This is a genomic window from Solibacillus isronensis, from assembly GCF_900168685.1.
GTDB classification, from domain to species: Bacteria; Bacillota; Bacilli; order Bacillales_A; family Planococcaceae; genus Solibacillus; species Solibacillus isronensis_A.
In genome coordinates, this window is sequence record NZ_FVZN01000014.1 from 1,913,109 (window position 1) to 1,925,766 (window position 12,658).

General features: G+C 38.3%; 14 protein-coding genes and 1 other annotated feature (1 of these 15 running past the window's edge). Of the genes, 1 reads left to right on the forward strand and 13 read right to left on the reverse strand.

What is annotated here, in order from left to right; all coding sequences use genetic code 11:
• Positions 1-106: a binding site (T-box leader), on the reverse strand (it extends 131 nt beyond the left edge of the window).
• A 154-nt stretch (positions 107-260) separates the two neighbouring features.
• On the forward strand, positions 261-1,865 hold the full coding sequence (locus B5473_RS18280; protein WP_079527777.1) for an N-acetylmuramoyl-L-alanine amidase: 1,605 nt from the start codon (positions 261-263) through the stop codon (positions 1,863-1,865).
• Between the two features lie 73 nt (positions 1,866-1,938).
• On the opposite strand, the gene B5473_RS18285 is transcribed toward B5473_RS18280, so the two are convergent.
• The 13 genes from B5473_RS18285 to B5473_RS18345 form a co-directional block, all read right to left on the reverse strand.
• Positions 1,939-3,138 carry an iron-containing alcohol dehydrogenase gene (locus tag B5473_RS18285; protein ID WP_079527779.1) on the reverse strand — a complete coding sequence of 400 codons (1,200 nt, stop codon included), beginning with the start codon at positions 3,136-3,138 and terminating at the stop codon, positions 1,939-1,941.
• 137 nt (positions 3,139-3,275) lie between these two features.
• On the reverse strand, positions 3,276-4,061 hold the full coding sequence (locus B5473_RS18290; protein WP_079527781.1) for a vWA domain-containing protein: 786 nt from the start codon (positions 4,059-4,061) through the stop codon (positions 3,276-3,278).
• 168 nt (positions 4,062-4,229) lie between these two features.
• Positions 4,230-4,451 (reverse strand): phosphate-starvation-inducible protein PsiE, encoded by a 222-nt coding sequence (locus B5473_RS18295; RefSeq protein WP_079527783.1) that lies wholly within the window; start codon positions 4,449-4,451, stop codon positions 4,230-4,232.
• A gap of 194 nt (positions 4,452-4,645) precedes the next feature.
• Positions 4,646-5,209, reverse strand: a complete 564-nt coding sequence (locus B5473_RS18300; protein ID WP_079527785.1) for an NUDIX hydrolase — start codon at positions 5,207-5,209, stop codon at positions 4,646-4,648.
• A gap of 117 nt (positions 5,210-5,326) precedes the next feature.
• Positions 5,327-5,755: a GatB/YqeY domain-containing protein gene (locus tag B5473_RS18305; RefSeq protein WP_079527787.1), complete on the reverse strand. Its 429-nt coding sequence runs from the start codon at positions 5,753-5,755 to the stop codon at positions 5,327-5,329.
• A gap of 83 nt (positions 5,756-5,838) precedes the next feature.
• On the reverse strand, positions 5,839-7,059 hold the full coding sequence (locus B5473_RS18310) for a hypothetical protein (RefSeq protein WP_079527790.1): 1,221 nt from the start codon (positions 7,057-7,059) through the stop codon (positions 5,839-5,841).
• Positions 7,052-7,549: a sigma-70 family RNA polymerase sigma factor gene (locus tag B5473_RS18315; protein ID WP_079527792.1), complete on the reverse strand. Its 498-nt coding sequence runs from the start codon at positions 7,547-7,549 to the stop codon at positions 7,052-7,054. The genes B5473_RS18310 and B5473_RS18315 overlap by 8 nt, the downstream gene beginning before the upstream one ends.
• 103 nt (positions 7,550-7,652) lie before the next feature.
• On the reverse strand, positions 7,653-8,306 hold the full coding sequence (phoU, locus tag B5473_RS18320; RefSeq protein WP_079527795.1) for a phosphate signaling complex protein PhoU: 654 nt from the start codon (positions 8,304-8,306) through the stop codon (positions 7,653-7,655).
• 22 nt (positions 8,307-8,328) lie between these two features.
• Positions 8,329-9,102, reverse strand: coding sequence for a phosphate ABC transporter ATP-binding protein PstB (gene pstB / locus B5473_RS18325; protein ID WP_254865404.1), 774 nt, complete (start codon positions 9,100-9,102; stop codon positions 8,329-8,331).
• A 54-nt stretch (positions 9,103-9,156) separates the two neighbouring features.
• A complete protein-coding gene (gene pstA / locus B5473_RS18330) occupies positions 9,157-10,035 on the reverse strand; it encodes a phosphate ABC transporter permease PstA (RefSeq protein ID WP_079527800.1) in 879 nt (292 codons plus the stop codon).
• A 1-nt stretch (position 10,036) separates the two neighbouring features.
• Positions 10,037-10,981 carry a phosphate ABC transporter permease subunit PstC gene (pstC, locus tag B5473_RS18335; protein ID WP_079527802.1) on the reverse strand — a complete coding sequence of 315 codons (945 nt, stop codon included), beginning with the start codon at positions 10,979-10,981 and terminating at the stop codon, positions 10,037-10,039.
• Positions 10,982-11,089: 108 nt separating this feature from the next.
• On the reverse strand, positions 11,090-12,061 hold the full coding sequence (locus B5473_RS18340; RefSeq protein WP_079527804.1) for a PstS family phosphate ABC transporter substrate-binding protein: 972 nt from the start codon (positions 12,059-12,061) through the stop codon (positions 11,090-11,092).
• A gap of 159 nt (positions 12,062-12,220) precedes the next feature.
• Entirely contained in the window at positions 12,221-12,634 is a 414-nt protein-coding gene (locus tag B5473_RS18345; protein WP_079527807.1) for a response regulator, read from the reverse strand.
• Between the last annotated feature and the right edge of the window lie 24 nt (positions 12,635-12,658).

Genomic DNA, 12,658 nt, shown 5'->3' on the forward strand with positions numbered 1-12,658 from the left:
CTCAACTGTTGTTCACATGTTACATACTGCAGGAAAGATTACAGCCTAAGTCTTTCCCTCTCTTTTCAGCATTGGCAACCGCTACTTGTTTGGTCATTGGCAATGTTACTTTTGTTAAATTAACACTAATCTTAATGATGTCATGACAAGTTGTCAACCATTTTCAAAAAAACGCTATATTTTTTGTCATAAATACTTTTATAATATAGGGGTATATAGTGAAAGGGTCATTTAACTTGAATTTTTAAAAGGAGGAAACTATGAAAAAAAATAAAATAATAATAGGTTTATCATTTTTATTATTATTCACGGCAATTGTTCCATATAATTTTTCCGCCCGCCCTGCTCATGCCGACGGGGAACCGTTATATGTAAACGCGGAAATTTTATATTTACGTGAAGGTCCAGGCCTTTCTTATCCGATACTCGATACGTTAAAAGAAGGAACTGAGATTATTTCGATTGAAAAACAAGGTGATTGGCACCATGTTCAAGTCGGACAACAAAAGGGCTGGGTTGCGGCATGGCTTGTGAAAACAGCAAATGGGCAATCAGATTCATCAACTGAAAAAACAGTCATTTCTCAAGTAAACTCTTTAAATGTTCGTGTAGCACCATCATTATCCGCTTCTGTGCTGACAAAAATCTCTTCTGGTACGGAAAGCAAATTTTTAAAACAGGAACAGGATTGGATTCAAATTCAGTTCGGTGAGATGACAGGTTGGGTATTTGCGGAATATGTCACAGTGAAAGAAGCGAATACGGAAACGCCGGCTCCCCCTTCTGATAATGGACAACAGGAACAGTCAAATGAACCAATACAACAAATTGATCCGAATACATTTACCGTTAACGTAAATGCTGTCAATATCCGTAAAAAACCTGATTTAACAGCTAAAAAATTAGGGCTTGCCACTGAAGGGCAACAATTTAAAGTAGTCAGCCGAGATCATAATTGGGTTGAGATCGAATATGAAAAAGGAAAAAATGGTTGGATATACAGTTTTTACGGAACGTTTACAAAACAATTGAAACAAAATCCTTCATCTGAAAAAGAAGAAACGAAAAACTTTGTTACGATTATTTATAACGGGACAAATTTAAGGGAATCCCCTTCGACTTCTTCAAATGTTGTAGTCATTGCAGATGCTGGTCATACATATCCGATAGTGGAAAGTGAAGGCGACTGGTTTAAAATCGCAGTAAACGATAGTCAAACCGCATACGTCGCAAACTGGGTTGTAAGTGAAAACAATTCACAAGGAACGACAACTAAAAACAATTCAAGCGAGGCAGCCGAACGTAAAAAAGGTACATTAAAAGGCTTAACAATCGTACTGGATGCCGGTCACGGTGGTAACGACCGTGGTACTACCGGAGTTCGTGGAACAGACGAAAAAGATATTAATATTCTTACAGCAGAGCTGCTCCGTTCCAAATTACAGGCGGCCGGTGCAAATGTGATCATGACACGAGAATCTGATGTTTTTGTCGACTTACGAAAACGTGTTGCAGTATCACATCAGGCAGGTGCCGATGCGTTTATCAGTATTCACTATGATGCAAATGAAGATAGTTCAGTGAGCGGATTTACGACCTATTATACGAACGGTTATCAGAAAGAGCTTGCCGAGTATGTACATGACGGGCTGGCATCGAAAGTTAACTTGAAAGACCGTGGACCACGCTTTGGCAACTATTTAGTACTGCGTGAAAACCGTCAACATGCTATATTACTTGAGCTCGGCTATTTAAGTAACGCTTCTGAAGAACGGGCCATTACTACAGATTATTACCGGGAACAAGCAACACTCGGCATTTATCAAGGGTTATTAAACTACTTCGACGACCAGCTTGAACAATAACATATAACCAATCATAAACCCCGATTTTCTTTAAGAGAAAATCGGGGTTTACTTGTTTAAATAGCCTTATGCATTATTCCTGAATGATTTGGTATAAATAAAACATTTCATCTTTATTTACAATGCGCGGTACCGGGTAAAGCGGGTTCGCTTCCTGTAATGCGCGCTCCACCATCAATGGCACATCACGGTTGATGATTCCTGTTATTTTGTGGGGAATTTTCATCTTGTTATTCAGTTCTTCAATTGCTTCGATAAATAACTCTGCCTTTTGCTCATCGCTGTCTGTTATTTTACCGATGCCCACAATTGTCGCCAGTTCTGCTAACGGCTTAGCAGCGCTTTGTCCGTAAAATCGAAGTACATGTGGCAGAATCACCGCATTGGCAAAACCGTGCGGAACTTGATAAAATCCGCCGAGTGTATGGGCAATGGCATGAACGTAGCCTACATATGCCCGAGTAAATGCAAGCCCTGCCAAATACGAGGCACGCTGCATCTCCGTTCTAGCTTTCATATCTGTCCCATCTTCGTAGGCGCGCACTAAATACTTAAAAATAAGAATAACTGCCTCGCGGGCATATTTCCTCGTCTCCTCAGTATTGCTTTTTCCAATATAGGCTTCCACAGCATGTGTCAATGCATCCATTCCTGTTGTAGATGTAATATACGGAGGCAAATTAATTGTTAATACCGGGTCCAATACCGCATAGTGCGGTACAAGTACCGGATCCATAATGGCAAATTTCTCATGTGTTTCACTATTTGATACAACGGCGGCAATCGTCCCTTCGCTCCCCGTACCAGCCGTTGTCGGAATCGCAAAAAACGGCGGCATTTCTTTTCTTACTTTAAATAAACCTTTTAAATCAGCCAGTGATTTCTCTGGGCGCGCGATCCTTGCTGCAACTGCCTTAGCACAATCCATCGGTGACCCTCCGCCAAATGCTATTATGCCATCACATTGATGCGCATAATACAATTCCAGCGCTTCTTCAATATTTGTGAAAGTAGGGTTTGGAACCGTTTTATTATAGACAACAAATGCAATATTTTGCTCCTGTAAACCCTCTAATAACGTATCCATAAGCCCCAGCTTGTGAATTCCTTCGTCGGTAATCACTAAAAGCATATTTAAATCCAAACTTTTCACAAGCTCCGGCAATCTTTCAAGACTGTTTTCCCCTTGGAGTAATTCTGGCTTTCTCCAGTTCATAAGCTTCATACCGACACGCATTGAACTTTGGACGGTTCTGCAATAGGCTGTATACATTGAACGAAACACTCCATTTCTCTCTATTTATGTATCCTTTCTTTAAATATTCCGCATCCCCTTTTAAAATTCCTTGTCTATAACAAAATCCGACCAATAAAAAAACGAACCCGTAACGGATTCGTTAATAAAAGTTACTAATCATTTGCAAAAAATACTTTGTCAGCAAATGCAATCGGCTGTTTTTCAAAGTCGGCCTCGCTCATAGCAATGACGGACAGGTCGATATCAAGCTCCTGCATTTTTCCTGCCGTAACTTGTTGATTCAATTTATGGAAATCTGTAAATTGATTGTCCGTAATAATCATGAGATCCCGCTGATTATCGATATTGTCCTGAGTAAAAAATTCAATCGCCTTGTCTATTGCCGGCATAATCTGAGCGTCTCCAGTTAAATACTGCTGCAAAAATCGATCGAACAAATCGATATCAATTGTTCCATTTTTAAAAAGAAGCGGTTGTGCCGGTTTATTACTAAAGGGAAGGATAATTAAATCCCTCTTCTGGACAGCACATAAGTTAAATAGCGGTAATATAGTCCCTTTAGTAAAGGCTTCATACTCCTGCATGGCATCAGATTGCTGTACGATGACAATCATCGGCGAAAATAGGTTTTTCATCTCATCAAACGGCACATACAATACATTTCCCTCAATAACCGTCCGATCTTTCAGCAATTGTTTTTGTTGCTCAATCGGGAATAAATAATCTTTATCCTGTATTTTTGGCATCGTTGCTTCCACTTCTGCAATCATTTCTTCAAGTGCAATTGCAATTTCGATGACCTCTATAAATAATGGTTGTTGACCAAATTTCTCGAGAAACTGTTGCTGCTGATTTTCATCTAAAGCTTGAAAAGATGCGTTACGATATAAAAAATGAAGAATTTCATCGGTTAAAACAGTCTTATATTCATTTGTCATGTGAAACCCCTCCATCTGTTTTCAAATCAATACCGATAGTATAGCGAAAATCAAAATTAAAAAGTAGTAATTTAAACTGCGCGCGAATAACTAACTTTATATCCGTGTTTTTCTGCATAAAAAAAAGCGGTATCTCTAAGATACCGCACCACACATAAATGTATGTAATTATAATTTTTGAGTTAAAGCGTGTAAAGTGTCTTTCAAATCACGATCGTTATTTGAAAGCTCGATTAAGTTTTCTAAACGTTCGTGTAAGACAGGACGTTCAATTACTAGTTGCTCATCTAAAACTTGAACGAATAATTCAATAAGCATACGATTTTGAATTAATAATGCTTCTTCCACTCGGTCTGGGTTAATTTTATATTCTTTTACTTTTTTCGCCATTTGAAAATAGCCTCCCTTTTGTTTATACAACGTTATTTTAGCACACGGCTGTTTAATTTTGTGAAATTATTTCATTTTCAGTAATCGTTTGTTTTTTTCTGTACATCAGCCAGTTGTATCCAGAAAATCTTCGTACGAAAAAACTTCATCCCGTGGCATGAAGTTTTGAAAAACTGCATTGTTAAATTACATTTTTAACAGCCGATTTTTTTTACCTTTTCAATAATTTTCTCATAGATCGGAATCATATGCGCTTCCGAACATTTTTCAGCCACTTCATCTATTTCAATCCAGCCGACTTCACTGTTTTCATCGAGCTTCGCTTTAAACGTTGCTTCATCTCCGACTTCAAATATATAAGTTACATTGAAATGTAAATGTGCCGCAACATATTTCCCGTTTTTCATATGACCGATAACCGGCAGTATATCAAGCGAAATAATATCTTCCTGAATCGCTTTTGCTTCTGGAAGACCTGCTTCTTCCATCAGCTCTTTTTTTGCTACATTAAATAAATCCGGATCCCCATCTGCATGACCGCCCATCCAGCCCCATGAATTATAAATATTATGATGAGCCATTAATACACGGGTACGGTCAGGGTTGAACACAAATGCAGAAGCTGTAAAATGCAGAACTTCATTGTTTCGTGTCAAGACATCCGATAAAGTAGCCATTGCGCGTAAAATGATATCCCGGTCCTTTGCTTCCTGTTCATTGTATGGTACATACAGATTAATCTGTTCATGTAAGGTCATTTTAATCCTCCCTATTCTAATTCCTTTTAAATTGTAATAGTATCGTTTTAGAAATATAGCGAAAAGGACGTGACCGCATAACGAATGCGGCACACCTCCTTTTCATAAATTTTCAATTTAGGAAATGAGCGTTTTGACAACTTTTGAAATTGTCGCGCCATCTGCTTTTCCATCTAATAATGGCTTTGCAATTTTCATTGCATCTCCCATATTCATGCCTGAAGTAATACCAGCTGCCTGAAGCTCAGTTGAGATTTCTTCCTCAGTTAACTGCTTTGGTAAAAAGCTTTTTAAAATAACTAATTTTGCTTCTTCTTTTTCAATTAGGTCTGAACGGTCCGCTTGCTTTGCACCTTCCAGTGACTGGTTTGTCTGCTTAATTTCACGATTAATGACAGCAGTTTCTTCCTGTGGCGTCAATTCCGCGCCCTTTTCCTTTTCTGCAGCATCCAATGCGGACTTCACTAAAGTCAATACTCCTTTAGCTAACGCATCTTTGTTTTTCATCGCTTGCTTTAATTGGTCAAATACAATTGTTCTTAACATGCTGTCTACCCCTTTATACATAAATAAGTACGTAACTTATTTGAATTATCTTTATTGTACCATGTACCCTTTCATTTCATAAATTATTCATAAACAAATTGTTGAAATAAAGTTAACATTTTTTTTGATGTAGAATCCGTAAATGTGGCTAACTCTTTCTTACCAAACGGAAGAATATACAGGAGACCTTTCTCGTTCTGCCAAACGGTATAGGATTTTCCTTCAATATGGACAATACAAAGCGGCGGCTCCGTTATTTCGATTGCCTCTTCATTTATAAGTGTAGCTTTCTCGTAAATCTCGTTAAATTCTTGAAGAACTGGTTCGGTTAATGATATTTCTTTTATTTCATGAGCACGTTCTTTAGGCAATAGAATTTCCAGACCATAATGTAGACCTACACCTGCGAATTCAGCTCCTATACGGTCTTCTGAAATGACCGTTTCTTTTAAATTTACATAATCGCCTGCTTGAACCGGCTTTTGCGGATCGTTTATAAACCATGCAGCAAATTTATCTACAAAAATACGAGGGGAAATCTGATTATATTCGTTGGTCGTCATATTTTTTACAAATAAAAACATATTATCCTCTACCGCTACTACCGCACCGGAAGTACTTGAACTTTTATTAGCTGAAATCATGATATTATGTTGTTCTTTAAACTGATCTAATTGTGATTTATAATGTGCTTCCATGTAGGAGGATCCCATGAAATCTCCATAGGAATTAGCAATTCCCGGTAGCATTTTCGCGTAATCCTGAAACATTCTTTCTTCTAACTTTTTAGCATAGGCAAACCTCTCGATTAATAGCGGGGCAATATTTTCATCAAATGTTTCCTTAGAAATATGAACAGAAGCTGATGCCAATACCCTTGCAATGTCTCTTTCTCCCCATTTTTGTTCAAGGAAATTTTTCGCCTGCTGACGATCCTCATCTGAAATCGTAATTCCTGTACTCTTTGCATATTTAGGTATTCCTATAATCTCCACCATTTGTAAATAAGCATTAGCACGACTAGTCTCGATATCGCCTTTATAATCCATTTCTTCAAGTGCAGTGATAAATTCAAATAAAATTTCATTCGTAGGTTGGTCAGCTTGGTTAATATCCACCATTTTCGGAATAAATAACTGCCAGGTAAAAAGGAACAGAGTCACAATAACTGCAGGCAATAAATAGTAACCTATTTTTACTCTTTTGTTACGAGGCTTTTTAAGTAATAGAGCATTTTTTACAGCAGTTTCACTTTTTGATAGATCTCCTGCAACATCAATTAATGCTTTTTTGAACTCATTCATGACGAAGCACCTCCCATTCTCCTTCTAGCACTGGTCTTAATTGTTCTCGTCCACGTCTTAATCGGGTCTTTACGGTATTTTCGTTAATTTGCAAAATAGAAGCTACTTGCAAGACACTCATTTCTTCGTAGTAATACAAAATAATCGGTTCCCGGTATTTCAATGGCAACTTTAAAATGGCTGCTCCAATATTGGAACGTTCTTCTTGCTGGATAACATGATCATGGTCCGTCGCTTTCATCCACCATTTCGTTTCAAACTGTATTTTTTTATATGCCCAGCTTTTTAAGTAATCTTTACTTTTATTAACCGTCATCTTTGTTAAATATGCTCTTAATTGACCGCTTTCTAAGTAGTCGGACTGCATAAACTTTATGTAAACATCTTGTATAATGTCTTCGGCAGCATGGCGATTTTTTGTGTAAAAGTATGCGATGCGCAATAAATGCTTACTATATTCGTCAATAATCTGCTCGATATCCTCTTTCATATTACGCCGCCCTCCTTTCTTACATTGTAAACGATTGCCAATTGGCTGACGTTTCAAAAAAATAAAAAAAGTATAAGAAGTTTCCTCCCTATACTTTGGACATTTAATTATTCAGCTCATAATGCTTCCCTTTTACAAGGTAGAATAAATGCTCGGCAATATTTGTTGCGTGGTCTGCCGCACGTTCAATACAGCGACATACGTATGATAAACTTGTCACTTGCGCCACTTGCTCGTTCGAAACAGACAGCTTCATTAAGTTACTAAGTGTATTGCCTGTTAATTCGTCAACTTCATCATCAAGATTCGCAATTTCTTTTGCCTTTATTGTATTTTCCTCTATAAATGCATCGACAATTTGGCGCAGCATTAAAATCGTTTTATGGAACATTTCCTCAATCGGCTCCACACTTGTGACAAATGGCGCTTTCCCAATTCGAATCGATTCCTTTGCAATATTGACCGCATGATCCCCGATTCGCTCCATATCCGATGCCGCTTTAATGACAACGATCAATCGACGCAAATCAGTCGCAACAGGCTGCTGTTTTGCAATCAGTAAGATTACGCGGTCGTTAATTATTTCTTCCAACCGATTAATTTTCGGATCGGTATCTATTACCTGTAACGCTAAATCGATATCCTTTTTTAAAAAGGCTTTAAAAGATTCCTGTAATGAATGAATACTTAAATCACATAGTTCCATTAAATCTTGCTGAACCGCTATTAGATCATGTTCAAAACGTTCACGAATCATCGTTATCAATCTCCTTTTCTCATTATCCGAATCGGCCGGAAATATAATCTTCGGTGCGCTGATCTGACGGTGTCGAGAAAATGATATCTGTCTTATCGAACTCTACTACTTCCCCGTTCAGGAAGAAGGCAGTTTTATCTGAAATACGTGCTGCCTGCTGCATGTTATGTGTCACGATTACAATCGAATACTGTTCTTTCATCTGCTGTACAAGCTCTTCTACTTTTAATGTAGAAATTGGGTCAAGCGCAGATGTCGGTTCATCCATTAAAATGACATCCGGTTCGATTGCCAGACAGCGTGCGATACAAATACGCTGCTGTTGACCACCTGATAAACCATAGGCATTCTGGTTTAAACGGTCTTTTACCTCATCCCAGATAGCTGCACCACGTAGTGACTTTTCTACAATCTCATCCAGAATTTTTTTATTTTTAATTCCATGAATACGTGGACCGTATGCGATATTATCATAAATTGATTTCGGAAACGGGTTCGGTTTTTGGAATACCATGCCGACTTTCGTGCGAAGTTCTTCCACTTCATAGCCGTTCGAAAATATATTGCGGCCACGGTAATTGATCTCCCCTGATGTCCGTACGATCGGCACAAGTTCAACCATACGATTCAATGCTTTTATATAGGTCGATTTCCCGCAGCCAGAAGGACCGATAATTGCCGTCACTTCGTTTTCCTTCATTTCCAGATTGATATCTTTTAAAGCATGGTGATCGCCATACCATAAGTTAAAGTTATTAGACTGCATGACATTCGCTTTATTCGATTCGATGCCCATTGCAGGTTGACGCACATTATTTTTCGTTAATAGTTGAACCATTCCATTTCACTCCTAATATCGTTTTTGGAATTTATTTCGAATAAAGATTGCAATGGAATTCATCGTTAAGAGGAAAACCATTAATACGATGATTCCGGCAGATGCCACATACTGGAACGCTTCTTGCGGACGTTTTGCCCAGTCGAAAATCTGCATCGGCAATGCTGTAAATGTATCAAGATAACCTGTTGGTAAAAATTGTAATATAACTGGAATTCCGATTACTACTAATGGTGCTGTTTCACCAATTGCTCGGGATAACGCTAAAATACTACCTGTTAAAATTCCCGGAATAGCAGCCGGCAGAACAACCCGGACAATCGTTTGCCATTTCGTCGCACCCATTCCATATGAAGCTTCCCGCTGTTCATTAGGTACCGCGCGGATTGCTTCTTGTGCAGCCACAATAATAACCGGCAATATTAGTAAACTCATTGTCAAACCGGCCGCCAATATACTTTTTTCAAAGCCAAACAGTCGTACGAAAATTGTTAATCCCAGCAATCCGAAAACAATAGAAGGTACCCCTGCCAAGTTAGAAATATTGATGCGGATAAAGTCATTCAACTTATTTTGCTTTGCGTATTCTTCCAAATATAGCGCTGTACTCACACCTAAAATAATTGAGACAGGAGCAACTACGCTCATCAGCCATAAAGATCCAACCAATGCGGCTTTGATCCCCGCATTTTCAGGAATACGTGACGCGAAGTTTGTAATGAAATTTATATCTAAAAAACCAAGTCCCTGCGTCAAAATTCGATAAAGCAGCATACCTAATGAAACAAGGGCAAAACTCGTGGCAAGAATGAAAATAATTTTCCACATTTTATTAGAAATAAGGCGTTTATTCATTCGCTTCATTACTAAATCTTCTTGAATATAGCGCATATTAATACTCCTCTCGGAAGCGTTTTGAAATATATGTTGCAAGTAAATTCATTGCTAACGTGAAAATAAATAACGTGAATCCTACCGCATAAATTGAGTAGTAAATTGTTGTACCATAACCGGCATCACCTGTCGTAACTTGCACGATATAGGCTGTCATCGTTTGAATCGAATCCGTAAAGCCAAAGTCGAATTTTGGTGTAGATCCCCCTGCCAAGGAAACAATCATCGTCTCACCTATTGCCCGGGAAATACCTAATACGACAGAGGCGACAATTCCTGATAATGCTGCTGGCAGAACAACTTTAACTGCCACTTCGAATTTTGTTGCACCTAACCCTAACGCACCTTCACGAATCGACCTAGGAACTGAGCTCATCGCATCTTCAGACATGGATGTAATCATTGGAAGTATCATAATTCCGACAACGATCCCAGGGCTGATTGCATTGAAAATTTTCAAATCGGGAATAACCGCCTGCAATATCGGTGTAATGAATGTTAATGCAAAGAACCCGTAAACAATCGTCGGTACACCTGCAAGTACTTCTAAAATCGGTTTAATGATTTTTCGTACACGTTCTGATGCGTATTCACTCAGATAAATGGCAGCGCCTAAACCGAATGGCACTGCTACAATAATAGCAATCAGTGTTATTTTAAATGTCCCGAATATTAATGGTAATATTCCATATAACGGCTCCTTACCTGAGAATGGCAGCCATTCTGTACCAAATAAATAATCTGTAATCGACACTCGCGTAAAGAATTCAAATGTCTCGAATATTAGTGTAAATACAATCCCAAACGTCGTAAGAACCGAAATCGTCGCTGCTAGAAATAACCCGAACGGTACTAACTTTTCGATTACTTTCTTTCCTTTGCGATTGCGCGAACGCTCGATTAATTGTTGGACACTTACCTGCTCCTGTTGTTTAAGAGCCATGTGCGAAAACTCCTTCCAGTCATCTATATAAAATAAAACGATCAGATTTTTTAACATTAAAAAATGTGTGGGGGCATGAGAGCCACCCCACACTATTAAACATCGAGATTATTTTAGTGCTTCTAACTCTTTTAACGCTTCTTCATACTTTTCATCTGGCAGGCTAACATAACCTACTACTTCTGCCATTTCACCAGCGTTTTCAAGTGTAAATTTCATGAAGTCATATGTCGCTTCATTGTCTTTAACTGCACTGTTTTTCACATAAACAAATAGCGGACGTGATAATGGAGAATATTCACCTGATTCAATTGTTTCGTTTGTTGGTTCCACTCCATCTACAGTTACAACTTGTAATTTATCTTTATTTTCCAGGTAGTATGCGTAACCGAAATAGCCGATTGCATTTTTGTCGGCTGTTACTCCTTGTACTAACACGTTGTCATCTTCAGATAATGTTGCTGATTTAACGATGTCTTCACCATCTAAAATGATTTCATCGAAGTAATCATACGTTCCTGAGTCAGAACCTGGTGAATAGAACACGATTTCTTCATCTGGCCATGAAGGATCGATATCAGACCATTTTTTTGTAGAACCGTCTTCAATCCAAATCTGTTTTAATTGATCAACTGTTAAATCTTTTGCCCAAGTATTTTCAGGATGTACTACTACCGATAAACCATCGTAAGCAAGTTCAAATTCTGTAAATTCTACTCCTGCACTTTTCAGCTCTTCCACTTCAGTATCTTTGATTGGACGAGAAGCGTTTGAGAAATCTGTTTCACCATTGATGAATTTTTCGAAACCGCCGCCTGTACCAGATACACCAACTGCTACGCGTACATCTTTTTGTACTGCCGCGTATTCTTCAACTAATGCTTCTGTAATTGGAGCAACTGTTGACGAACCATCGCCTACTACATTACCTGTTAATTGTGCGCTGCCAGTTTCAGCTTGTTCTGTGTTTGTTTGTGCAGATGTAGACGTTTCATCATTATTTTCTTCTCCGCCACATGCTCCTAAAAGAATTGATGAACCTAGTAAAACTGTTGATGTTAAGTACTGCCACTTTTTCATTTGTAATTCCTCCGCTTGTTTAATAGATGTTTTTCTTACAATTCCAACTATAGTGACAATTTATTAAGCTTATATAATTCAGCCGTTAATTGAATGTAAAGCTTTGTAAATAAAAAAGACAATTTACAGGAAGTCCCTGCAAATTGTCTCATTTTCTTCTTATTGAATCTTTTTTACACTTTTAATGTTAACAAGTTTAATAGAATGTTCTGTAAATGTCGGTTTTTCCTTTTTCTTCTTTACTTTATGTACATAAAGTAAAATCGTTTTTGCATCTTTTGGATGGGCATAGCCTTCAAACGTCGCATTATATAACACCGATCCATCCCGCAAAGTAACCGTTGCTTTTTTAGCATCGACCAGCTCCCGTAAAAAGGGAAACGCCTTAACATTCCGTTCACGTTCAGCACGGACTAAGCGTGGTTCCAGTACGAGCAGGAGCCCTTCAAAGATAACGATATATATAACCGACATTAAGATGATGAGCCATGCCGGCATGTCCATAAATGCTAAAATCGCCGCATTACTTAAGGCACCGACGATAACGACAATATGTATGATTTTCTTTCTCATCGAATCTTCCCCTTAAAAAAATCC